Genomic DNA, 22,524 nt, shown 5'->3' with positions numbered 1-22,524 from the left:
TGGCTATAATCACTATCTATTCATACAGCCAGCAAATTCATAACCTTATAGTAACGTTACTTTTTCAGCTTGTCCCAACGAACCGCAGATACGATACCCCAGTTGCCGCTAGGATTGGGCCTGCGCCATTTTGCTGTCTTCATGCTACGTAGATACTCTAATGCTTCTGAAAATGAGCCAAAACGCTTCTGAGCAGCTTTATCACCTACTGCAAATGAACCATCTCGCGAGCTAGCCAGACCGGGGTGAAAACACGAGCCATCGGCCGCGTATGGAACCAACAGTTCCGGATCGTTATCTTCGGATGAATCAGACGCTAACAACCGCCACGGCTCAACGCTCAGGGCGCTAGCCAGCACCTCAATGGCATCAAGGGACGCATTAGAGCCACCGCGCTCAATGCGGCTCATATAGCTACGTGCAAACCCACACCGATCGGCAAAGGCTTCCTGGCTCAACCCGGTGGCTATACGCAGTTCTTTTACCCGCTCGCCAAACTGTATTCTCAAGGTCTTTTTCATGCATTGAATGTGCAATTTTGACCACTATAAGGCCACGCTCTATATGAGACATTTTGAATCACAGACTTCAATTGTTAGCACACGCCCCCTCACAAGAAGCCTGTATAACTACAATTAGAAAGATTCAAAATAAACACCAAAAGTGACAAATAAAATCAATTCCGTATGATGGTCGTCACTGGTTGTGTGTCTCAAGCACTCACTACAAGACATGATGTTGTTTGGCAAATGAGGGAATCATGGCGGGATCAGATTTTATATTACCGATGATAGCAGGAGCCGTGCTTAGCTGGGCCAGTTACAGCGTGGTCGCTCACGTTACATCAAAACGGCAGATCAGCAGTCTACGAGCAATCTCATGAGGTGTTCTGGGAACGCTCTCGTTAGTGCTGGGAGTAAGTGCATTTTCAGCTGTTAGCGCTGCACTCCCGGCAGAAAAACAAAATACCTTATGCTCGATTAGCGACCCAGAATGCTATGCAAAAGCACATCATAACCCCGTCAAAAAGTGCACACAGGTAATGGATGAGAAAGCGACGTTTCGCCATGTGTGGCTAAATAGCGAAGCGCAACCAGTTTTCAGCACTTACCTCTGGCACGACGAACAAACAAACTATTCAAATGTTCGGACAACAAGCTAAGGCGATTAATAGCCTTGGGATGCAAACACCACTCCAATATTTTTGTGAATTCAACACCAACACAGGGGAAGTCATCGCGGCCTCATTTGAGTAACCACCATAAGCTCCCCAAACTCATAAGTGGGGGCATTCAACCTCGTCGATCTTCTTTGCTGCTCTAACCGGAAACGGTGTCACGATCTTTTTCATGCTTTAAATCTCCCACGCTCCCCCCAGCTCGAGGTTGCAATGAAAGGCCAGAAACGTTTAAAGCAACGCGGTTATAGTAGCTCTGGAAACGCCGTATTCACGCGCTAAAGCACTGACACTGGTTCCACTATTCTTTTTCTCTATAATCGCCCTACGGGCTTCAGGGGCAATTTTCGACGGTCTGCCCAGCTTCTTGCCTTCAGCTTTTGCTCGTGACAGCCCCGCCTGAGTGCGTTCAATAAGTAGGTCACGCTCCATTTCCGCAACTGCTGCTAGCATCGATAACAGAAGTTTACCCGCTGCGGAGGTGAGATCAGTCGTGCCAAGCTGGTGGACAATTACCTTGATATTACGCTCTGCCAGTGCCCTGACCGTCTGGAGAACATCAATCGCATCACGTCCCAGACGGTCGAGTTTTGCCACCACCAGCGTTTCACCATCGCGGATTTTGCTGAGCATTTCGGAAAACGCTTTACGTTGCATTGCTGGAACCTTCCCGCTAACAACATCGGCAAACCAGTAGTCAATTTGCCACCCAGCCTGCCCAAGCTCCAGACGCTGGTTCTCAGTATCCTGCTGCGATGTCGAAACACGTGCGTAGCCAAAAATCGCCATAGTCATCTCCTCATCCGGCCCCTGCCAGAAAACGGTGATGAAAATAGGATGGCCTGCCAGAAAAGCCAAGGCTAATTTTCCACCAGTGAGAAAGCGTGCGGTTGGAGGATGCCAGAAAACGGTCGTTTGTTGGCACTAACTTACCCACCAATGCGGATATCAACTTTCAGCTTTTCCATATACGGAACTAAATTCAAAAAAGTTCCGCTGATATTCATAGAAGCTTGAGTCAACATTTGGAAAAGCCATAGCAAGCTTCCTCTCTGCACAGTTGCAGCGACCCACTTAGCTTTCGGCATCTTTCCTCGAGCTTCATCATTCAAAAATCCGATTGGAAAATTATCGAATGTAACAAAGCCTCTATCTAGTAAAAATACTCCATCAATCGATTCACTTGGGACGCGTATTCTCTGCTCTCCTAGAGGTAAATCGTTTCCAGCAAAACCTAATTTATTCTCTATTTCGATAATCCAACCAAGAACCGTATCCATCTGCTGAGGCCCATCATAAGCTACAACAAAGTTGAGAATGGCTGGAGGGATATAACCACTACTGAAAGACCACTGTTCATTTTTTTTAAGCTTCTTCGCCTGGTAGGCAGCAGTAATAGCTTGCTCCATTCCCGCTTTATCAAGGGTGGACTTAACTTCTATCGTTGCGATCACTGACTCCACAAGAAAGCCACTCACACCACCACCAAAATCAAGCTTAGGAAGGTTACGTTTATAAATCACAATATCAAACTGCCGTCGTGCCGAATTTGGCGAGGACTCACTGTCGATTATTTCACCTGTGCCAATGGCAAGTGTCGAAGGTAAGTGGGCCTCTAAAAATTCTCTGATGAAAGCTTCTCTCGGCGTTCCTTTGTGCAAAGAGTGACCAGAGTTTGCAGGGATTTTAGAAGTGGCAAGAAGTTGTTCTTCCACTGCCGACATATGAGCTAATAACATTGAGCCACCTGTTAACCTGTTGTATTAATGTTAATTAATTATAATGGCAAGCCAAACCGACTACGGTGTCGACAATCAATTATACCGATACTGATGCTATGTGTTGTTCTACATCAGTGAAGTGCTTTCAAAATATGAACGCACTTCACTGATATATAACACTTTTATTGAAGTTAAGCCTATGCTATTTTGGTCGTGACATCTATCTCATGCGGTAAACCGGTCCGGATAGGTGGAGCATTACCGCTCTTTTGCGGAAAACGTCAGGATGGGAACTCTGCGTAACGTTGATTGTGGTAGGTAGGGCGCTCAAGCGTTTGATGCAGCCAAGCAGAGGGTGAGAGTAGCTATCGGCGGATTCTTGAGTAGCTTCTTTTGCGCATAATGCATCTTTCAAGAAAGGTCGTCACACCACGAGGAAGACTTAATCTTCATCTGGCAAGGGGAACCGAGCAAACCTACAGGCTATCTTCTCAGATGGCTTTAGGGTTGATATGTCCGGCTTCCCCCCCGAGGAAGGGTTAACATCTTAAAGAACAACTATTGTTTTAACATTTTTAACAATTACGCTTTTCTCATGCTCGTTGTATTAAGCCTTTCCCATCAAAAGTAAACCTGCCGTTTTTGCCTCACTTTTGCAACAACCAAACACAAACCAGAAGCTGTTAACCTTCAACGTGTTCGCGGTGTAAATGCAGCCGGATAAGTTGGGCGCGAAAAAGTGGATGTCCTAGATCGGCAAGTGCCCCTCTCAGGCATTGCATCCGAAAATCTCCTCGGCTGTAGGCTTTTCCTTATAGAGGCAAACAGCCTCCAAAGTTAAGCGGCGCGGCAAAGCTAAAGCTCGCCCAGATTTCTCATTGATTGCTCGATCTCCGCAACCCATTGATCAGGGCAAGGATAAACCCGGCTTTCGGCGCTGATCCGGTTCAGTGATACGCCGCGGGTTAGCCCATGCAATGACTTAACATGAGCGATCCAGCATGTTTTGACAGCTTTCCCCGTCCGGGATTTAACATCATCGGCAATTTGTCGGTAGGTCGCCATAGATGTCCTTGCTCCTCTGGTTCATATTTTTCTGTATGAGCCTGCATATTCAGCCAGTGGCAAGGCTACGCTTGTTTGAACTAGCTTCGTCAGCCCCTCTATGAGAACGCAGTGAATTCTGCACCATGATTTCACTACCTGCTTTAAAAAACTCGCCAGAGAGCCTTACAGCGCGTTTGAACCGCATATCGCGGCTTCTGCTTACGGATGATTGTCTGATTAGTGGTAGCTTCATGGTCCAGTCCGGTTTACTTTATTGCTATCAACCAGGAGCCGCCCAGAAGCGACACGGAGATAACGCTTGAAAACTGTCGAGATACTGCAATACACCTTACGCAAAGGCAGCGGTGCCGCTTTTCACGCCATTATGCAGGAAATCAGTGTTCCTCTACACCAACGCCACGGGATCGATGTCGTGTCGTTTGGTAACTCGCTGCATGACCCGGACTGCTATTACCTCATTCGCGCCTTTGTCAGTCCTGAAAGCATGGCTACGATTCTCGACGCTTTTTACGCAAGCGATGACTGGCGCAGCGGCCCGCGCGAAGACATCGTTGGCAACATCGAAACCGCCAGCAAAACAGTGATGAACCTACCACTGGAAAGCGTGGACGGGCTTCGAAAATAAATAATTAGGGATACGATTCAAGGCGCTACAATACTTGTATCCCATTGATCATTATGGGCTATTTATAGTTTTCATATAAAAAATAGATCATATGTTTTCGCTAAATGCAACAATAAATCGAGCTCTTTCATACAGCTCATCAAAAGTGATAACTTCTGGACGGATCAAATTGCTTCTAAAATTTTCAAACGACCGCAATTTATCATGATTGATACCATTATCAGATGAAAACTGAGAGAGATTACCTACAACCAAAAATGATTTTGGATTAAAATTAAATAGCTCCTCTCCCGTTGGATCCCCATAAGAATCTGTTAAATTTAAATTCCTTTTTATTGAATCCATAGCATAAGAAACTGTCCCTTGAATTTGTGCCACAGCACCAGTTAATTCACTTGATGGGGCCCAACAACCTGAGCGATATGGAGTATTAGCTAGTAAGCCAGTTGTATTTGTTTTTATTTCAACGAAACATAGATTAGAAATTGCACCTCTTGTTTTCAGCAATCCATCAACTCGTTTTCCATGTTGACCAATCTGCGCTCCCTGAACAACCTGCTCTATTTTCTTATCGTTCAAACTTGATAAGTAGATATAACTTAATCCATATCCAAAGATCCAAGGATTTTTTTCAAAAAACTTTTGCCACAAAGCCTCATTCGAGCAGTTTTTTTCTTTCTTAGCATATTCAAAAAATGCTTCATCATTAAGAAGCCTATTAAATGTATCAAGTTGTTTTTTACGGTATGCTATTGATATAATATCCTTTTTAGTTACATGTGTTTTAAGCGCCTCAGCGATAGCCACCTCATTCCCATTTAAAAGTTGTGAAGCTTGGTTATTAGTTAAAACGATTTCCCTAAGCTCCTCATCCGTAATTTTCATGGGACCATTGCCGTTAAAGCCCATTGAATTAATGTTAGCTAGAAATTCAATAAACTTACCAATCTCATCACCTATAAAAGAAAAACCAGAACCATAAGGCTGTCCAGTTTGCGTGGAGAACTTTTGAATAGATAGAACAAATATTTTCTTACTACTTTCAAAAAACTTCGCTGTTATATAAGTTGATGCATCTAGCTTGTGCCTGAGTATAATTTCATCCTTAATTTTTGCGAACTCATATCCTTCATTACTAACTATCGCTTTTGAGGCAATTCGTATTTTCAAATCTTTGTTACCAAAAGATGGCAAGCTGGGGCTTATATAAGTTTTCTCCGGATCTGGCTCCATGTAGCTGTCCATTAATTCATCCTCTATATAAAGTTATCTAATAAAATTATTTTAGCCGATTTGGTTGGTTACAGATACTGATTGCACAAGCGAGGGCTAATGTAACTTTTGCTCTGATAGACACTATCTCTGATAAAAACGCGCCACAGAGCTTCCTGGCGCGTTTGGCACATCCTATGATTTATGTCTGCGCCGTGCGTCGATGACCGCCTTGATACCCGCTTGCGAGTCGAACTGCGCAATATCAGGCAAACTGTAGCGAAGCTGCGCAATCACGCCCAATTGCTCTCCCACATCAGCATCCTTACGATAGGTTGTCATCGCGGTGGTGCTGCCCCGAACATGTCCAACAAGCTGCGCAATCGTGCGTTTGTTGCTCTCAAACTCGTCTACGGCATTGATGAAAGTATGCCGCAGCGAATGGAACGTTTTCTTACCGTCACGGGGAAAACCGAGGACTTTGCCAAAGTAGTTTTCGTTGAACCATTTGGAGGCTGCGGCGCGATATCCTTTGATTTTATTATGCTTCAACTCAGGGAAAAGACGATCATACCCGGCAGCTTCCAATGCATCTACATACTTCAGCAGCCCTAATTCGATAAGTCGTGGATGAATTGGAACCTGACGGATCGCATTCACCGTTTTCAAGGATTTATCGCCGCCAGCCAGCGCCTCTTCATCCATCATCTTATCTGGCGCATCAAGGTTAAAATCAATGTAGGCAACGCCGTTTTTATCCACGCGAATATCCGCCAGATAAAGCTGGCAAAGCTCATTAATGCGCCCGCCTACATATAATGCCAGCAGGGGCAACCAGTAGTGAAACGGGCGAAAATTCGTATAACGTCCGTATTGATTAGGTGTCCCTGCACCGTTTTTGAACCAGTCAGCAGAGAAAATACGCAATAGCTCATCCTCGGTGAAGAGGTCGCGGCGATCCTGCTCCCGCACCGTAGGACGGCTCTGGGCAAGTATATTCTCGGCTGGGTTATCAAGAAGGTAACGCTCGCTCTTTGCCCATTTAAGCATTGAACCCAGAGACTCAATATGTCTGCCAATCGCATCTCGGCTCATTACTGGCTGACCATCAGCCAGCGCCTTTTCAATCAACTTGTGCGTGTCAGAGATCTTGTATTTCCGCCGCATCAGATACAAGTTGCCGGGCATACTTTGCATTCTGGTGACGTAATCCTTCACGACCTCACGATCCAGCTCACCTAAGGATATGTCACCCATAATTTCCGTAAAGTGCTCGATTCTGGAACGAATTTTCTCCTCACTGGCTAACTTGATATCGCCCGTATTTTTATAGGCCAGAAACTCTTCCAGCACTGCTGAAACCGTCATGCTTGCATGCATCGGATTGCAATACGGGTTCATGATAGCGGCCGAAGAAAGCGCCGCTGTTAGCACTGTCGGCGATGTTGGTGGGGTGGTTGACGGTTCCGATTTCGCAAGCGCTCTATCCCAGACGCTACGTAGTTTTTCAGCCTGCACGTTGTTGATGAACAAAGAGCTTGCATCCAGCGTCACCCCGGGCAAATCCAACAACCAGAGAGAAAGTGGATTGCCGTTGTTAGCCCTGAATGCCGTAACCTCAACCTCTCGCCCGTTCAGCAATTCAATAAGGGCAAACTGCGGCTGGTAAAGCTGCATATAGCCGTTCACAGCAGCCTCAGCACCGTCATACGCAATGTTATTCAAAACGAACCCATGGGTATCAGGATCACGCTCAAGCGTGCTGAAATCATTAATCAGAAAGCCACGCTGGTTCGACACAAGGGCATACAGCGGCACATTGTCTGTCAGAAGATGCTGGATGACAGTCTCAACCCCAACCCCAAATGACTCGCAAAATAGCGTCAGGCTGATTTTGCCTGCGCCAGTCAACAATGGGGCATTGCCCCTGATCTTCTCTTTATCCACTTGCCTGAACTCTTCCAGAGACGCATACCACTTATCCAGCAAACGCGCGGCAATAGCTCTGGCATCTGCAAGGTGGGTTGTGCGGGTAGATGCATGAATTTCACGCTGCCCTATCAGGGCGCGATAACGAACCGGAACGGTGATCCGCAGAACATAGATACCGCTTGGACGTCGATAAAGATTATCACGCTGCGCCATCGGCTGTATGACCTCTTTGTAGGAGCATCACGAGCGCCGTCACGTATGAATCAGAAAAAAGCTTAGGAATGAATACGTTAGGTAGTTTTTGGAGCGGGCGAAGGGAATCGAACCCTCGTATAGAGCTTGGGAAGCTCTCGTTCTACCATTGAACTACGCCCGCGATGAGGTGCGATAAGCATTATAGGCCTTCACCCATGGCTGACAAGCCCCCGGCACGTTAACTGACGGATTTATAAGCAACCGCCCGCGCAGGCGGGCGGTATAACGTTAACAGGAAGGCGATTTGCCCTGCGGCGGCAGGTAGCGCAGTGGGTCGATGGCCGTCGCACGATAGCGCAACTGGAAATGCAGGCCGACGGAATCGGAGCCGGTGCTGCCCATCGTCGCGATTTTCTGCCCCGCTTTCACCTGCTGGCCATTGTTCACCAGCATCGTGTCGTTGTGCGCGTAGGCGGTGATGTACTCTTCATTATGTTTAATCATGATGAGATTCCCGTAACCGCGCAGTTGATTGCCGACATAGACCACCCTGCCTGCTGCCGAGGCGTAAATCGGCTGTCCGCGGCGGCCGGCGATATCAATGCCTTTATTGCCGCCATCGGCGGTTGAATACCCCATGACTACTTTACCGCTGGTCGGCCAGCGCCAGCAGCGTTGACCCGGCGGTGGCGCATCCACTTTCGTTAATGAGGCGGTTTTGCGTGCGGCCGTTGTCTGGCGGGAGGCGGTCTTCCGTGAAGAGGCTGAACCAGAAGCGCTGCTCACGCGCAGCCGCTGCCCAACCTCAATCGTGTAAGGCGCAGAGAGGCCGTTCAGGCGCGCCAGTTCGCTGACGCTGGATCCGGTAATGCGGGAAATGCGATAGAGAGTGTCGCCTCGTTTGACCGTATAGACAGAGCCGCTATAGCCGCCTTTTGTCGCATCTGAGACGCCCGCTTTGTTGCTGGAACAGGCAGTCAGAAACAGGCAAAACAGTAAACACAGCGTTTTCAGAATTGTGCGGGCGGCCAGCCAGTCCGTGTTCAAAACGGCTCCTTAATTCAGTGACACCTTGAAATAACGGCGGTTATCTTAGCAGCTACGCCCGGATGACCCAAACCCGTAACCCTAAAAGAAAAGCCGCGCGTCCCGAAGGAGCGCGCGGCTTTCACGATGAAGCCGGATGGCTTATTTCACCGGACGCATCGCCGGGAACAGGATAACGTCGCGTATGGTGTGGCTGTTAGTAAACAGCATCACCATACGGTCGATCCCGATGCCGAGACCCGCCGTCGGCGGCAAGCCGTGCTCCAGCGCGGTGACGTAGTCTTCGTCGTAGAACATCGCTTCGTCATCGCCAGCGTCTTTCGCGGCAACCTGATCCTGGAAGCGTTGCGCCTGATCTTCCGCGTCGTTCAGCTCGCTAAAGCCGTTGCCGATTTCGCGGCCGCCGATGAAGAATTCAAAGCGGTCGGTGATTTCCGGATTTTCATCATTACGACGCGCCAGCGGAGAGACTTCTGCCGGGTATTCGGTGATGAAGGTCGGCTGAATCAGGTGCGCTTCGGCCACTTCCTCGAAGATTTCGGTCACAACGCGGCCGAGACCCCAGCTTTTCTCAACTTTAATGCCGACTGCCTGCGCAATGCCTTTGGCCTTCTCGAAATCATCCAGATCCGCCAAATCGGTTTCCGGGCGGTATTTCTTGATGGCTTCGCGCATGGTCAGTTTTTCAAACGGCTTGCCGAAATCAAACGTCTCTTCGCCGTAAGGCACCTGCGTGGTGCCGAGCACATCCTGCGCCAGAGTACGGAACAGGGATTCGGTCAGCTCGATCAGATCTTTGTAATCCGCGTACGCCATGTAGAGTTCCATCATGGTGAACTCAGGGTTATGGCGCACAGAGATGCCTTCGTTACGGAAGTTACGGTTGATCTCAAATACACGCTCGAAACCGCCAACCACCAGACGCTTGAGGTACAGCTCCGGCGCGATACGCAGATACATGTCGAGATCCAGCGCGTTGTGGTGCGTCACGAACGGACGCGCGGACGCACCACCCGGGATCACCTGCATCATCGGGGTTTCCACTTCCATAAAGCCGCGGCCAACCATGAACTGACGGATACCCGCCAGGATCTGCGAGCGCACTTTAAAGGTTTTGCGGGATTCATCGTTCGCGATGAGATCGAGGTAACGCTGGCGGTAGCGCGCTTCCTGATCCTGCAGACCGTGGAATTTATCCGGCAGCGGGCGCAGCGCTTTAGTCAGCAGGCGCAGCTCGGTGCAGTGAATGGAAAGCTCGCCGGTTTTGGTTTTAAACAGCTTACCGCGGGCACCCAGGATATCGCCGAGGTCCCATTTTTTGAACTGCTCGTTGTAGACGCCTTCCGGCAGATCGTCGCGCGCCACATACAGCTGAATACGGCCGCCAACATCCTGCAGCGTAACGAAGGACGCTTTACCCATAATACGACGGGTCATCATACGGCCTGCCACGCAGACCTCAATGTTCAGCGCTTCCAGCTCTTCGTTTTCTTTACCATCGAAGTCAGCGTGCAGTTGGTCTGAGGTATGGTCGCGACGAAAATCGTTCGGAAACGCGACGCCATGTTCGCGAAGCGCAGCCAGCTTCTCGCGGCGCGTTTTCAGTTCGTTATTAAGATCGACCGCCGCTTCTGCGCCTTGTGCTTGTTGTTCAGACATGTTGGTTCCTCATAACCCTGCTTTCAGACTTGCTTCGATGAATTTATCCAGATCGCCGTCCAGCACCGCCTGTGTGTTGCGGGTTTCAACGCCGGTGCGCAGATCTTTGATACGGGAATCGTCCAGCACGTAGGAGCGGATCTGGCTGCCCCAGCCGATGTCGGACTTGTTATCTTCCAGCGCCTGCTTCTCAGCATTTTTCTTCTGCATTTCCAGCTCGTACAGCTTCGCCTTCATCTGCTTCATGGCCTGGTCTTTGTTTTTGTGCTGCGAACGGTCGTTCTGACACTGTGTGACCGTACCGGTCGGAATGTGGGTAATACGCACCGCGGATTCCGTACGGTTAACGTGCTGACCACCCGCGCCTGACGCGCGGTACACGTCGATACGCAGATCCGCCGGGTTGATTTCGATATCGATATCGTCTTCCACTTCCGGGTAGACAAACGCGGAGCTGAAGGAGGTGTGGCGACGACCGCCGGAGTCAAACGGGCTCTTACGCACCAGACGATGTACGCCGGTTTCCGTGCGCAACCAGCCGAAGGCGTAATCGCCGGAGATTTTAATGGTGGCGGATTTAAGGCCAGCCACTTCGCCTTCGGACTCTTCAATGATTTCTGTTTTAAAGCCGCGCGCTTCGGCCCAACGCAGATACATGCGCAGCAGCATGCTGGCCCAGTCCTGCGCTTCGGTGCCGCCGGAGCCAGCCTGAATATCCAGGTAGCAGTCGGCGCTGTCATATTCGCCGGAGAACATGCGGCGGAATTCGAGCTGCGCGAGTTTGGCTTCAAGCTGATCCAGCTCGGCTACCGCTTCATTGAAGGTTTCTTCATCGTCCGCTTCAACGGCAAGCTCAAGCAGGCCCGCGACGTCATCGAGCCCCTGGGACATTTGATCCAGCGTCTCGACGATAGCTTCAAGGGATGAACGCTCTTTACCCAGCGCTTGTGCGCGCTCGGGCTCGTTCCAGACGTCCGGCTGTTCCAGCTCGGCGTTTACTTCTTCAAGACGCTCTTTCTTAGCATCGTAGTCAAAGATACCCCCTAAGAACGTCTGAGCGCTCCGTGAGGTCCTGAATGCGGTTCTTTACCGGGTTAATTTCAAACATGGCTGTAGAATCTTTTAGTGATGAAGATGGGCAAAATGCGGTCGTAAAACGGAAAGTTTACCGGATTTACGCCGCCTTTTATAGTTTATCCTGGCGCTAAACGGGCCAGAGATGGTCGATAATTAATTGCAGGCTGCGGTTGCCGCGAAACTCATTCACATCAAGCTTATAGGCAAGCTCTACTTCACGCACGCCGGGGTCGGGCCAACAGGTGGTATCGACGTTAAACGCGATGCCGTCAAGCAATGGCCCACCGCCGACCGGCTCCAGCATCAGCTTGAGATGACGCTCGCCGACCAGACGCTGCTGCAGAATGCGAAAACGCCCGTCAAACAGCGGCTCCGGGAACATCTGCCCCCACGGGCCCGCGTCGCGCAGCATCTCAGCCACTTCCAGCGTCATCTCCTGTGGCGCGAGCGCGCCGTCAGACCATATTTCGCCCTGCAACATCGCCGGATCTAACCAGTCGTTAACCAGCTGTGCGAAACGCGCCTGAAACTCCGGGAAACGCGCTTCTTCAAGCGAAAGTCCTGCCGCCATCGCATGGCCGCCGAATTTAAGCATCATACCGGGATAAAGCGTGTCGAGACGCTCCAGCGCGTCGCGCATATGTAGCCCCTGCACCGAACGGCCTGAGCCTTTGAGTATCCCCTCGCCCGCGGGCGCGAACGCGATAACCGGGCGGTGAAAACGCTCTTTGATACGCGAGGCGAGAATGCCGACCACGCCCTGATGCCATTCAGGATGAAAAATCGCAATTCCGCTCGGCAGCGTTTCCCCGCTGCGCTCAAGCTGCTGGCAGAGCGTTAACGCCTCCGCCTGCATCCCTTGCTCAATCTCTTTGCGGGTCTGGTTCAGCGCGTCCAGCTCGTTTGCCAGCATGCGTGCTTCGCCGATGTTGTCGCACAGAAGCAGCGCGACGCCGACAGACATATCATCCAGCCTGCCTGCCGCGTTAAGACGCGGGCCCAGCGCAAAACCGAGATCGCTTGCGGTCAGTCGGTGCGCCTCGCGGTTAGCTATCTCCAGCAGCGCGCGAATGCCTGGGCGGCATTTGCCTGCCCGGATGCGGCTCAGCCCCTGCCAGATAAGAATGCGGTTGTTGGCATCCAGCGGCACCACGTCTGCGACGGTGCCAAGCGACACCAGATCGAGAAACTCCGCGAGATTCGGCTCCGGAATACCCTTTTCCGTAAACCAGCCGACGCTTCGCAAATGCGCGCGCAGCGCCAGCATCAGGTAAAACGCGACGCCAACCCCTGCGAGCGATTTCGACGGAAACGTACACTCCGCCAGGTTCGGGTTGATGATAGCGCCCGCCGCCGGAAGCGTATCGCCGGGTAAGTGGTGATCGGTAACCAGCACCGGAATGCCCAGTTCATGCGCGCGCGCGACACCCGCATGGGATGAAATGCCGTTATCAACGGTCAGGATCATCTGCGCGCCCCGCGCGTGGGCCTGATCGACCACTTCCGGGCTCAGGCCATAACCGTCATCGAACCGGTTAGGCACCAGATACGCCACGTTGCTGCCGCCAAGCGCGCGAAGCGCCAGCACACTGAGCGCGGTACTGGTGGCACCGTCCGCATCGAAATCGCCGACAACAATAATGCGCAGCCCTTCGCGCAGCGCGTCATGCAACATCGCAACGGCTTTATCAATGCCGCAGAGTTGCTGCCAGGGGAGCATGCCTTTTACGCTGCGCTCAAGCTCCTGCGCGCCGCGCACGCCGCGGCTGGCATAGAGCCTGCGCAGCAGCGGCGGCAGGGTATCCGGCAGCATTATAGACTCATCCGGAGAACGCCTGCGAAGTTGTGTCTGTCTGCTCACCCGTTACTTTCCGCTCGCCTGAAGCTGTTTCTGATGCTCATCAAGAAACGCTTTCATCTCTTTTGGCCCCTGATAGCCCGGCACCATCGCGCCGTTGCTCAGCACGATCGCCGGCGTGCCCTGGACGCCAAACTGTACGCCAAGCTCGTAATGTTTCGCGGTGTCGACGTCGCAGCTTGCCGCTTCAACTTTGCCGCCGCTCATCGCGTTATCGAAGGCTTTATTGCGATCTTTCGCGCACCAGATAGCCTGCATATCTTTCGCTGTTTCGCTGCGCGGCCCCTGACGCGGGAAAGCCAGGTAGCGCACCGTGATGCCCAGCGCGTTATAGTCTTTCATCTCTTCGTGCAGCTTATGGCAATAGCCACAGGTGATATCGGTAAAGACGGTGATGACATGTTTTTCCTGCGGCGCTTTATAAACAATCATCTCTTTTTCGAGCGCGTTGAGTTTGGTCATCAGCATCTGATTGGTCACGTTGACCGGCTGGCCGCCGCTGACGTCATACAGCGGGCCCTGAATGATATGTTTGCCGTCTTCGGTGACATAGATAACGCCGCTTTCGGTCAGTACGGTTTTCATGCCTGCCAGCGGAGAGGGCTGAATTTCGGCATTTGCCACACCCAGTTTGGTGAGTGACTGTTTGATGGCCGCGTCATCCGCCTGGGCAAATCCTGAAAAAGCCGCCAGCGTAACGGAGAGCAGCGCAATAGTTTTTTTCATAGCATGTCCTTAAATTCGGCACTCACGCTCTGGGGTGGTGCTGTTGATGAAGTTGCCGCAACCGTTCCGTCGCCACGTGCGTATAGATCTGCGTGGTGGAAAGATCGCTATGGCCTAAAAGCATCTGTACCACGCGCAAATCGGCGCCATGATTTAACAGATGCGTGGCGAACGCATGGCGTAGAACGTGCGGCGAAAGCTTTTCACTATCAATGCCCGCCAGTTGAGCATAATGTTTGATGCGATGCCAGAAGGTCTGACGGGTCATCTGCCGGGCGCGGTTGCTTGGAAAGAGGATATCCAGCGATTGCCCGTTAAGCAGCCACGGGCGGCCGTGCGTGAGATACTGTTCAAGCCAGTAAACGGCCTCTTCGCCAAGCGGCACCAGCCGCTCTTTGTTGCCTTTACCGATAACGCGTACCACGCCCTGGCGCAGGCTCACATCGCTCATGGTCAACCCGACCAGTTCAGAGACGCGCAAACCGGTGGCATAGAGCACTTCCAGCATGGCTTTATCACGCAGCTCAATCGGCTCTTCGACCGTCGGCGCCTGAAGGAGTCTTTCCACCTGCGCTTCGCTTAAATCTTTTGGCAGACGCTGCGGCAGCTTAGGCGACGCCAGCAACGCGCTCGGATCGTCGTCGCGAATTTTTTCACGGTAGAGATGCTGAAACAACCGACGTACTGCACTGAGCATACGCGCAGTGCTGGTCGCCTTATAACCGCCTTCGACGCGCTCTGCCAGCAGCGTCTGGAGATCGCCGCTCTGTGCCGTTACCAGGGATAACCCGCGATGGTGCAACCACTCCACGACCATGCTGAGATCCCGCCGGTACGCGCTCAGGCTGTTCTCGGCCAGGTTGCGCTCAAGCCAGAGCGCATCGAGAAATTGTTCGATACGGACTAAATCCTGTTCCACTGCCACCTCTCTTACGCTCCCGGTCGCTGCATTATGCCTGACAGGAAGCGGGATCTGATACACTGACGCTTCTGCAGAATAGGAAATGAGACGTTATCGTTATGAACATTGGTCTTTTTTATGGTTCCAGCACCTGTTACACCGAAATGGCGGCTGAGAAAATCCGCGATATTATTGGTCCCGAACTGGTCACGCTGCATAACCTTAAAGACGACTCGCCGACGCTCATGGAACAGTATGATGTGCTGATCCTCGGCATTCCTACCTGGGATTTCGGCGAACTCCAGGAAGACTGGGAAGCCATCTGGGAACAGCTGGACGCACTAAACCTCGACGGAAAAATCGTGGCGCTGTACGGCATGGGCGATCAGTTAGGCTATGGCGAATGGTTCCTCGACGCGCTCGGCATGCTACATGACAAACTGAGCCCTAAGGGCGTGAAGTTTGTCGGCTACTGGCCTACAGAAGGCTATGAGTTCACGAGCGCCAAACCCGTTATCGCCGATGGTGAGCTTTTCGTCGGCCTCGCGCTGGATGAAACCAACCAGTATGACCTGAGCGACGCCCGTATCGAAAGCTGGTGCGAGCAAATCCTCGGCGAAATGGCGGCGCACTTCTCCTGATTTCAGGGCTTCATTAGCGTTTGTCGCCTACGGGCTGTTGCAACAGAAGGCGACGCAAATCGCGCCACTCTGCTTCCGTCATGCTATCCGCCGCCAGCCAGACATGATGGCGGCGTGTCGTTTTAGGATGACCCAGCCGCAGCATCATTCCGCTGCGCAGCATCCAGGGCGTGGCGCAAATCTGCCAGTCAACGCCCTGCCAGCGAAGGTGATAATCAGCCGTCAGGCTGACCTCGCCCTGGAACGCATTGATACGCCGCTGGCTACGTACGCAGTCAAACACCACCAGAGACAGCAACAGCATCCACACGGGCAGATACCGCAGCGGCCAGGGGAGCAGCAAAATAATAACGGCCACGGCGCCGTGCAGCAGCAGCGATAGCCACTGCGAGCGCCATGAAACGCGAAGATCAGAGTGCCACAGGACCACGTGCCTGATTCCGCTGCTGGATTAATTCCACCATTCGCGCCAGCTCCGAATCAGCTGGCTTGCCGTGATTCATCAGCCAGTTGAATAAATCAGGATCGTCACACTCCAGCAGGCGGACAAAAACGCGTTTGTCTTCGTCGCTCAGGGAGTCATAGTCATATTCAAAGAAAGGCATGATGGAAATATCCAGCTCGCGCATACCTCTGCGACATGCCCAGTGAATACGGGCTTTATTATTAATATCCATGTCTTTTACCTGCTAAACCACCATTGGATGACGGCTGCTAGTGTAACCCGTTTTTCATCCATCCTTCAGCCGAATGTGCGTATTTGCGAGGCGTTATCCTGAATATGACGTCTCTGATGCAATCGACATTTTTTCTTTCGAGCCGTCTCGAAGAATGCATTAACGGCACAAAAGGGAATGCTAAAAGGCTTGCAAACTTCGCCCGCTCTTTAACAATATGAAGCTATCTCTCCACTCATGTGGAGCATTATTGCGATAGCACACTGGGACTTTATTTATGGCATTTACTCCATTTCCTCCCCGTCAGCCAGCCGCCAGCGCGCGCCTGCCGCTGACGCTCATTTCGCTGGAAGACTGGGCGCTGGCGACGATAACGGGCCCGGACAGCGAAAAATATTTGCAGGGCCAGGTGACGGCGGACGTTACCGAGCTTGGCGAGAATCAGCATCTGCTGGTGGCGCACTGCGATGCCAAAGGCAAAATGTGGAGCAACCTGCGCCTGTTCCGTCATGGCGACGGTTTCGCCTGGATTGAACGCCGCAGCGTGCGTGACACGCAGCTCGCGGAAATGAAAAAATATGCGGTGTTCTCAAAAGTCACCATCGCGCCGAACGACGACGCCGTGCTGCTGGGTGTAGCCGGTTTCCAGGCGCGTGCGGCGCTGGCGAACCATTTCGCTACGCTACCGGATGAGCAGAATCCGCGTGTCGTGGACGGTGCCACCACACTTTTGTGGTTCGGCCTGCCGGCAGAGCGTTTTATGGTGATTACTGATGCTGAAACCGCAAGCCAGCTGAGTGACAAACTCCATGGCGAAGCGCAGCTCAACGCCAGCGCGCAGTGGCTGGCGCTTGATATCGAAGCCGGTTTCCCGGTGATCGACGCGCCGAACAGCAATCAGTTTATTCCACAGGCAACCAACATTCAGGCGCTGGGCGGCATCAGCTTCAAAAAAGGCTGTTATGCAGGCCAGGAGATGGTGGCACGGGCAAAATTCCGCGGTGCGAATAAACGCGCGCTCTGGTATCTGGCAGGCCACGGCAGCCGTGTGCCGCAGCCTGGCGAAGATATCGAAATGCAGATGGGTGAGAACTGGCGTCGCACCGGCACCGTGCTTGCCGCTGTACAGCTGGATGACGGGCGTCTGCTGGCGCAGGTAGTGATGAATAACGATCTGGAAGCCGGTACGCTCTTCCGCGTTCGCGAAGAGAGCGGTGCGCATACGTTGCACATCGAACCGCTGCCCTACTCGCTTGAAGAAGCGTAACCGTCTGATGGCTTTATAAAAGCAGTCACGCCGCCAGGGGCATCTGCCGCCTGGCGGTGGGTCTTCGAGGGAGTGAGTGAAGCGATTTGCGCAGCGCGCAATCCTCAGCGAATGTAGAGGTAAATGGCCAGAAAATGGCAAACGCTGCCGCCCAGCACGAAGCCGTGCCAGATGGCGTGATTGTACGGGATCCGCTTACAGACATAAAAAATGACGCCCAGCGAATAGATAATGCCCCCTGCCGCGAGCAGCGTGACGCTGCCAGGCGCGAGTTTCATCACCATCTGATAAATCACCACCAACGACAGCCAGCCCATCGTCAGATAAGTGACCAGCGACAGCACTTTGAAGCGATGTGCGATTGTGAGCTTAAACAGGATGCCAAGCAGCGCCAGGCTCCAGATGACAATCATCAGGCCGTGTGCCAGTGAGGATTTCAGCCCTACCAGCAAAAACGGCGTATAAGTGCCTGCAATCAATAGATAAATCGCGCAGTGGTCAAACTTTTTAAGCCAGGTTTTGGCGCGCGCATGCGGTATGGCGTGGTACAGCGTCGAGGCGAGAAACAGCAAAATCATGCTGCCGCCATAGAGGCTGTAACTGGTAATGGCGGTGGCGCTGGCATTGCTGTCCACGGCCTGAACAAGTAACAGAACAAGTCCGACTATCCCGAACACCAGTCCAATCCCGTGACTGATGCTGTTGGCTATCTCCTCAGCCAGTGAATATCCCTGCGCAAGTAATGGTTTACGAACCATGTGGCGACTCCGGTAAAACTGAATAAAAAAAACGCAGCCCACATAGCCTAACTGAGAATGATTCCAGTGAACACCTGTTCGCTAAAATAAATCTGTGACAGTCCGTTACCGTCTTGTTCAACGTTCGCCGCAACGCCGGGCGTTACCCTTCAACCTTTTTAAAAGCAATCACATACAGCTCATTTATTCCCGGATAAATGTCAGTGATAACTTTTTTGAGTTCAGCCAGCGTCATGTTCTCCTGCCGCGCGTGTTCCTCATCCAACTGTGCTAACGTGACCGGCGTCACGCTCAGAACCTCAAGCGTGCAGAAGTAGCCATTATCTTCATAACGGCCGGTGCGCAGCCGCTGGCCTGGCGTGAAGTGCGCTTCGCTCCCGTCACGGATGGTAATGGTCTTCGTGCCCGCCAGGATGTCCTGCTGGAAACGGGTATAAAACGTGATGTCGTTTTTCATTGTCTCTCTCTCAAAAGTAACGGCCTATGATAAGTCTGATGGCGCGCAGGCGCTATTCGCGGCGCAAAGAGTGACGCGCGCCTGCGTAAATTATGGCAGCATAAGCGAACCGATGCGGCTGAGAGTGCCCGTGCCGGAGCCCGAACGCTTTGACCAAAGGATGTTGCGCCGTGACGATGTTTACCCATTCCGCTGTCGCCAGCCTCAATAATCTTGAGATGATGGTTTACAATTTTGTGGTCAAAAACCGTGATAAGGTCATGTACATGACCATTCGCGAACTGGCGGATGCGGCAGGCGTCTCCACCACCACCGTGCTGCGTTTTTGCCGCAAGATGAATTGCGATGGATATTCTGAATTCCGCGTACGCTTTAAATTATATCTGGAACAAAATGAACCGCAGCAGGCCAATTTTGGTGCCAGCGAAATAATTAGCTTTTTCCGCAGCGTAAATAATGATGAATTTGACGCGCTACTGGATCGGGCGACCGACATTATTTTACAGTCTGAGCGTATTATTTTCGTTGGTGCAGGAACCTCCGGCGCGCTTGCTAAATATGGTGCACGATTCTTCTCAAACGTGGGTAAATTCAGTAACCATATCGATGATCCCTATTTCCCGGTGACCAGTGATATGGCGAAAAATGCGCTGGCGATTGTGCTTTCAGTGTCTGGCGAGACAGAAGAGATCCTGCGTTTTGCCAGCCAGTTTAGCCTGCATCACTGCAAAGTGCTCTCTGTGACCAGCCACGAGAACTCATCGCTGGCGAAACTCGCGGACTTTAATCTCTCTTGGCATATTCCGCAAACGCGTATCGCGGGCGTGTATGACATTACGACGCAAATCCCTGTTATTTATATTCTCGAAACGCTCGGCCGCAAGCTGGCGAAAAAAATCGCATAAAAAAACACACTGTTTTTCATTTGTAACAAATCACGCCATACGCTATTTGTTATAGCGTGACATTTCTTTTTCCTTTGTTAGACTCGCAATCAGCCTCAATAACTTTATCGTTATTATTCCCTTTTACTATTTCTGTTAATGAGATGACACGATGAAACAGCTTAAATTACCGAAAGACTTTTTATGGGGCGGCGCGGTCGCGGCGCATCAGGTAGAAGGCGGCTGGGATCAGGGCGGCAAAGGACCAAGTATCTGTGACGTCCTGACCGGCGGCGCGCATGGCGTACCGCGTGAAATTACGCAGGAGGTTGTACCGGGCAAATATTATCCGAACCATGAAGCCGTCGACTTTTACGGTCATTACAAAGAAGACATTAAGCTCTTCGCCGAAATGGGTTTTAAGTGTTTCCGCACATCGATCGCCTGGACGCGCATTTTCCCCAACGGCGACGAGACGCAGCCTAACGAAGCGGGCCTTCAGTTCTACGACGACATGTTCGATGAGCTGTTGAAATACAATATCGAACCGGTGATTACGCTTTCTCACTTTGAAATGCCGCTGCATCTGGTGAAGCAGTATGGCGGCTGGACCAACCGCAAAGTGGTGGATTTCTTTGTCCGCTTCGCCGAAGTGGTGTTTGAGCGCTACAAGAATAAGGTCAAATACTGGATGACCTTTAACGAGATCAACAACCAGCGCAACTGGCGCGCGCCGCTGTTCGGCTACTGCTGTTCCGGCGTCGTTTACACCGAGCACGACAACCCGGAAGAGACAATGTATCAGGTGCTGCATCATCAGTTCGTGGCGAGCGCTATGGCGGTGAAAATCGGCCATCGCATCAACCCGGAGATGCAAATCGGCTGCATGCTGGCGATGGTGCCGCTCTATCCGTTCTCCTGCAAACCGGAAGACGTGATGTATGCGCAGGAATCGATGCGCGAGCGTTATGTGTTTACCGACGTTCAGTTGCGCGGTTACTACCCCTCTTACGTGCTGAACGAGTGGGAGCGCCGTGGTTTCAATATCAAAATGGAAGAAGGCGACGCGCAAATCCTGCGCGAAGGCTGCTGCGATTACCTGGGTTTCAGCTATTACATGACCAACGCAGTGAAAGCCGACGGCGGCAGCGGCGATGCGCTGAGCGGTTTCCAGGGCAGCGTGCCGAACCCGCATGTGAAAGCCTCCGACTGGGGCTGGCAGATTGACCCTGTGGGCCTGCGCTACGCGCTGTGCGAGCTTTACGAGCGTTATCAGAAGCCGCTGTTCATTGTGGAGAACGGCTTCGGCGCGTATGACAACGTGGAAGCGGATGGCAGCATTAATGACGATTACCGCATCGATTATCTGCGCGCCCACATTGAGCAGATGATGAAAGCAGTGACGTATGATGGCGTCGATCTGATGGGCTATACGCCGTGGGGCTGTATCGACTGCGTGTCGTTTACCACCGGACAGTACAGCAAACGCTACGGCTTTATTTATGTGAATAAGCACGACGACGGTACGGGCGATATGTCGCGCTCGCGCAAGAAGAGTTTTGCCTGGTATAAAGCGGTGATTGCGAGCAACGGCGAGACGCTTTGATGTGATGTTACCGCGGAGAGTTGCGCCAGGTTTGCAGCCGTGGCACAGCTATCCCGGTGGGTGCGCTGCGCTTACCCACCCTACAATAGCGTTTGGCCGAACGTAGGGCGGGTAAGCGCAGCGCACCCGCCTTAAACGCCCCTATTTCCCGCCAGCGAGATCGAGAAAACTCCCCGTCACGTACGAGGCTTTATCACTCAACAACCAGGCGATCGCTTCCGCCACCTCTTCCGGTTGACCGCCGCGCTGCATCGGCAGGGCGGATTTCACACGGTCAACGCGCCCCGGCTCGCCGCCGCTGGCATGAATATCGGTATAAATAAGGCCCGGACGCACGCCGTTGACGCGGATACCCTGCGCCGCCACCTCCAGCGACAACCCGATGGTCAGCGAATCCACCGCCCCTTTTGATGCCGCGTAATCGACATATTCGCCGGGCGCGCCAAGCCGCGAGGCGGCGGACGACACATTGACAATCGCGCCGCCCTGCCCGCCGTGATGATGCGCCATACGCTTCACGGCCTCACGGCAGCACAGAAAGTAGCCCGTTACGTTGGTCGTCAGCACTTTGTTGATACGCTCCGCCGTCAGGTTCTCCGTCATACACTGGGTAAACAGCACGCCCGCGTTATTGACCAGGGCACCCAGCGGCTCGCCCCGCTCATCAATCTCTCGGAACATGGCCATCACCTGCGGCTCGTCGCTGATGTCGGCCTGAATGGCAAACGCACGCCCGCCGCTCGCCACGATGCGCTCAACCACCTCCTGTGCCGCCGCGGCGTTATGCAGATAATTGACCGCCACGGTGTAGCCCTGCGCGCCCAGCAGAAGCGCCGTCGCTCTGCCAATGCCGCGGCTCGCGCCGGTGATAAGTGCAACGGACATACTTCTCTCCTTTTCATGGTATGGGATACAGAAAGCTTGCGGTACCTTACCCATCCGCGCGCCACAGGAACACTCTACCAATCAGGTAGTGTGGCTATAAAAACGGGTGCTACAGAATAAAAAAGGGCGCCGGAGCGCCCTCTGTGGTCTG

General features: G+C 52.4%; 21 protein-coding genes, 1 tRNA gene and 1 pseudogene. 6 read left to right on the top strand and 17 right to left on the bottom strand.

Annotated elements, in window-relative coordinates:
- Positions 1-56: 56 nt before the first annotated feature.
- Positions 57-521 carry a helix-turn-helix transcriptional regulator gene (locus tag G9X48_RS15305; RefSeq protein ID WP_097641561.1) on the bottom strand — a complete coding sequence of 155 codons (465 nt, stop codon included), beginning with the start codon at positions 519-521 and terminating at the stop codon, positions 57-59.
- A 239-nt stretch (positions 522-760) separates the two neighbouring features.
- Here G9X48_RS15305 and G9X48_RS21525 point away from each other — a divergent pair.
- Positions 761-1,256 (top strand): annotated as a pseudogene (locus G9X48_RS21525) (hypothetical protein).
- A 152-nt stretch (positions 1,257-1,408) separates the two neighbouring features.
- Here the strand turns inward: G9X48_RS21525 and G9X48_RS15300 are convergent.
- Positions 1,409-1,966, bottom strand: coding sequence for a recombinase family protein (locus G9X48_RS15300; RefSeq protein WP_097641582.1), 558 nt, complete (start codon positions 1,964-1,966; stop codon positions 1,409-1,411).
- Positions 1,967-2,106: 140 nt separating this feature from the next.
- A complete protein-coding gene (locus G9X48_RS15295; protein ID WP_097641560.1) occupies positions 2,107-2,916 on the bottom strand; it encodes a DUF6602 domain-containing protein in 810 nt (269 codons plus the stop codon).
- Between the two features lie 1,348 nt (positions 2,917-4,264).
- On the opposite strand from G9X48_RS15295, the gene G9X48_RS15290 reads away from it, so the two are divergent.
- Positions 4,265-4,591 (top strand): NIPSNAP family protein, encoded by a 327-nt coding sequence (locus tag G9X48_RS15290; RefSeq protein WP_097641557.1) that lies wholly within the window; start codon positions 4,265-4,267, stop codon positions 4,589-4,591.
- 87 nt (positions 4,592-4,678) lie between these two features.
- On the opposite strand, the gene G9X48_RS15285 is transcribed toward G9X48_RS15290, so the two are convergent.
- The 9 genes from G9X48_RS15285 to xerD form a co-directional block, all read right to left on the bottom strand.
- Positions 4,679-5,836 carry a Shedu immune nuclease family protein gene (locus G9X48_RS15285; RefSeq protein ID WP_097641556.1) on the bottom strand — a complete coding sequence of 386 codons (1,158 nt, stop codon included), beginning with the start codon at positions 5,834-5,836 and terminating at the stop codon, positions 4,679-4,681.
- A gap of 162 nt (positions 5,837-5,998) precedes the next feature.
- On the bottom strand, positions 5,999-7,948 hold the full coding sequence (locus G9X48_RS15280; protein ID WP_097641555.1) for a site-specific integrase: 1,950 nt from the start codon (positions 7,946-7,948) through the stop codon (positions 5,999-6,001).
- Between the two features lie 89 nt (positions 7,949-8,037).
- Positions 8,038-8,111, bottom strand: a tRNA-Gly gene (locus G9X48_RS15275).
- Positions 8,112-8,218: 107 nt separating this feature from the next.
- Positions 8,219-8,917, bottom strand: coding sequence for an amidase activator ActS (actS, locus tag G9X48_RS15270; RefSeq protein ID WP_234451457.1), 699 nt, complete (start codon positions 8,915-8,917; stop codon positions 8,219-8,221).
- A gap of 201 nt (positions 8,918-9,118) precedes the next feature.
- On the bottom strand, positions 9,119-10,636 hold the full coding sequence (gene lysS, locus G9X48_RS15265) for a lysine--tRNA ligase (RefSeq protein WP_007870695.1): 1,518 nt from the start codon (positions 10,634-10,636) through the stop codon (positions 9,119-9,121).
- Positions 10,637-10,645: 9 nt separating this feature from the next.
- Positions 10,646-11,744 (bottom strand): peptide chain release factor 2 gene (gene prfB / locus G9X48_RS15260; protein WP_097564053.1). Its coding sequence is split into 2 segments (ribosomal slippage): positions 10,646-11,668 and positions 11,670-11,744, totalling 1,098 coding nucleotides; the frame shifts between segments, so codons are not numbered across the junction.
- Positions 11,745-11,840: 96 nt separating this feature from the next.
- The gene (gene recJ / locus G9X48_RS15255; protein WP_097641553.1) at positions 11,841-13,574 is read right to left on the bottom strand and encodes a single-stranded-DNA-specific exonuclease RecJ; all 1,734 of its coding nucleotides are present in this window, start codon (positions 13,572-13,574) and stop codon (positions 11,841-11,843) included.
- Positions 13,575-13,577: 3 nt separating this feature from the next.
- Entirely contained in the window at positions 13,578-14,297 is a 720-nt protein-coding gene (dsbC, locus tag G9X48_RS15250) for a bifunctional protein-disulfide isomerase/oxidoreductase DsbC (protein WP_004385678.1), read from the bottom strand.
- A 22-nt stretch (positions 14,298-14,319) separates the two neighbouring features.
- The gene (gene xerD / locus G9X48_RS15245; RefSeq protein ID WP_007892593.1) at positions 14,320-15,216 is read right to left on the bottom strand and encodes a site-specific tyrosine recombinase XerD; all 897 of its coding nucleotides are present in this window, start codon (positions 15,214-15,216) and stop codon (positions 14,320-14,322) included.
- Between the two features lie 101 nt (positions 15,217-15,317).
- Here xerD and fldB point away from each other — a divergent pair, with 101 nt between their 5' ends.
- Positions 15,318-15,839, top strand: a complete 522-nt coding sequence (fldB, locus tag G9X48_RS15240; RefSeq protein WP_004385676.1) for a flavodoxin FldB — start codon at positions 15,318-15,320, stop codon at positions 15,837-15,839.
- A gap of 13 nt (positions 15,840-15,852) precedes the next feature.
- Here fldB and G9X48_RS15235 read toward each other — a convergent pair whose 3' ends face one another.
- The gene (locus tag G9X48_RS15235) at positions 15,853-16,269 is read right to left on the bottom strand and encodes a protein YgfX (RefSeq protein WP_029039029.1); all 417 of its coding nucleotides are present in this window, start codon (positions 16,267-16,269) and stop codon (positions 15,853-15,855) included.
- Entirely contained in the window at positions 16,250-16,516 is a 267-nt protein-coding gene (gene sdhE, locus G9X48_RS15230; RefSeq protein WP_007892598.1) for an FAD assembly factor SdhE, read from the bottom strand. The genes G9X48_RS15235 and sdhE overlap by 20 nt, the downstream gene beginning before the upstream one ends.
- Before the next feature lie 277 nt (positions 16,517-16,793).
- On the opposite strand from sdhE, the gene ygfZ reads away from it, so the two are divergent.
- Entirely contained in the window at positions 16,794-17,783 is a 990-nt protein-coding gene (gene ygfZ / locus G9X48_RS15225) for a tRNA-modifying protein YgfZ (protein ID WP_007892600.1), read from the top strand.
- A 104-nt stretch (positions 17,784-17,887) separates the two neighbouring features.
- On the opposite strand, the gene G9X48_RS15220 is transcribed toward ygfZ, so the two are convergent.
- Both G9X48_RS15220 and yqfB read right to left on the bottom strand, forming a co-directional pair.
- On the bottom strand, positions 17,888-18,541 hold the full coding sequence (locus G9X48_RS15220) for a hemolysin III family protein (protein WP_007777939.1): 654 nt from the start codon (positions 18,539-18,541) through the stop codon (positions 17,888-17,890).
- 142 nt (positions 18,542-18,683) lie between these two features.
- A complete protein-coding gene (gene yqfB / locus G9X48_RS15215) occupies positions 18,684-18,998 on the bottom strand; it encodes a N(4)-acetylcytidine aminohydrolase (protein ID WP_097569878.1) in 315 nt (104 codons plus the stop codon).
- A gap of 176 nt (positions 18,999-19,174) precedes the next feature.
- Here yqfB and G9X48_RS15210 point away from each other — a divergent pair, with 176 nt between their 5' ends.
- Positions 19,175-19,903, top strand: a complete 729-nt coding sequence (locus G9X48_RS15210) for a MurR/RpiR family transcriptional regulator (protein WP_097641552.1) — start codon at positions 19,175-19,177, stop codon at positions 19,901-19,903.
- A 151-nt stretch (positions 19,904-20,054) separates the two neighbouring features.
- Complete coding sequence (locus G9X48_RS15205) at positions 20,055-21,488, top strand: 6-phospho-beta-glucosidase (protein WP_007892604.1); 1,434 nt, start codon at positions 20,055-20,057, stop codon at positions 21,486-21,488.
- A 141-nt stretch (positions 21,489-21,629) separates the two neighbouring features.
- Here G9X48_RS15205 and G9X48_RS15200 read toward each other — a convergent pair whose 3' ends face one another.
- Positions 21,630-22,373: an SDR family oxidoreductase gene (locus G9X48_RS15200; protein ID WP_097647254.1), complete on the bottom strand. Its 744-nt coding sequence runs from the start codon at positions 22,371-22,373 to the stop codon at positions 21,630-21,632.
- Between the last annotated feature and the right edge of the window lie 151 nt (positions 22,374-22,524).

Origin of the sequence: Cronobacter sp. HA18006, from assembly GCF_011605445.1 — a bacterium.
GTDB lineage: Bacteria > Pseudomonadota > Gammaproteobacteria > Enterobacterales > Enterobacteriaceae > Cronobacter > Cronobacter sakazakii.
The sequence above is the reverse complement of the archived record's forward strand: the minus strand, read 5'-3'. Positions and strand labels throughout refer to the sequence as shown.

What these genes read in the sequence shown, in the direction of transcription:
- G9X48_RS15305 (WP_097641561.1), bottom strand. Translation starts at nt 521, where the DNA reads ATGAAAAAGACCTTGAGAATACAGTTTGGCGAGCGGGTAAAAGAACTG.
- G9X48_RS15300 (WP_097641582.1), bottom strand. Translation starts at nt 1,966, where the DNA reads ATGGCGATTTTTGGCTACGCACGTGTTTCGACATCGCAGCAGGATACT.
- G9X48_RS15295 (WP_097641560.1), bottom strand. Translation starts at nt 2,916, where the DNA reads ATGTTATTAGCTCATATGTCGGCAGTGGAAGAACAACTTCTTGCCACT.
- G9X48_RS15285 (WP_097641556.1), bottom strand. Translation starts at nt 5,836, where the DNA reads ATGGACAGCTACATGGAGCCAGATCCGGAGAAAACTTATATAAGCCCC.
- G9X48_RS15280 (WP_097641555.1), bottom strand. Translation starts at nt 7,948, where the DNA reads ATGGCGCAGCGTGATAATCTTTATCGACGTCCAAGCGGTATCTATGTT.
- lysS (WP_007870695.1), bottom strand. Translation starts at nt 10,636, where the DNA reads ATGTCTGAACAACAAGCACAAGGCGCAGAAGCGGCGGTCGATCTTAAT.
- dsbC (WP_004385678.1), bottom strand. Translation starts at nt 14,297, where the DNA reads ATGAAAAAAACTATTGCGCTGCTCTCCGTTACGCTGGCGGCTTTTTCA.
- fldB (WP_004385676.1), top strand. Translation starts at nt 15,318, where the DNA reads ATGAACATTGGTCTTTTTTATGGTTCCAGCACCTGTTACACCGAAATG.
- sdhE (WP_007892598.1), bottom strand. Translation starts at nt 16,516, where the DNA reads ATGGATATTAATAATAAAGCCCGTATTCACTGGGCATGTCGCAGAGGT.
- ygfZ (WP_007892600.1), top strand. Translation starts at nt 16,794, where the DNA reads ATGGCATTTACTCCATTTCCTCCCCGTCAGCCAGCCGCCAGCGCGCGC.
- G9X48_RS15220 (WP_007777939.1), bottom strand. Translation starts at nt 18,541, where the DNA reads ATGGTTCGTAAACCATTACTTGCGCAGGGATATTCACTGGCTGAGGAG.
- yqfB (WP_097569878.1), bottom strand. Translation starts at nt 18,998, where the DNA reads ATGAAAAACGACATCACGTTTTATACCCGTTTCCAGCAGGACATCCTG.
- G9X48_RS15210 (WP_097641552.1), top strand. Translation starts at nt 19,175, where the DNA reads ATGTTTACCCATTCCGCTGTCGCCAGCCTCAATAATCTTGAGATGATG.
- G9X48_RS15205 (WP_007892604.1), top strand. Translation starts at nt 20,055, where the DNA reads ATGAAACAGCTTAAATTACCGAAAGACTTTTTATGGGGCGGCGCGGTC.
- G9X48_RS15200 (WP_097647254.1), bottom strand. Translation starts at nt 22,373, where the DNA reads ATGTCCGTTGCACTTATCACCGGCGCGAGCCGCGGCATTGGCAGAGCG.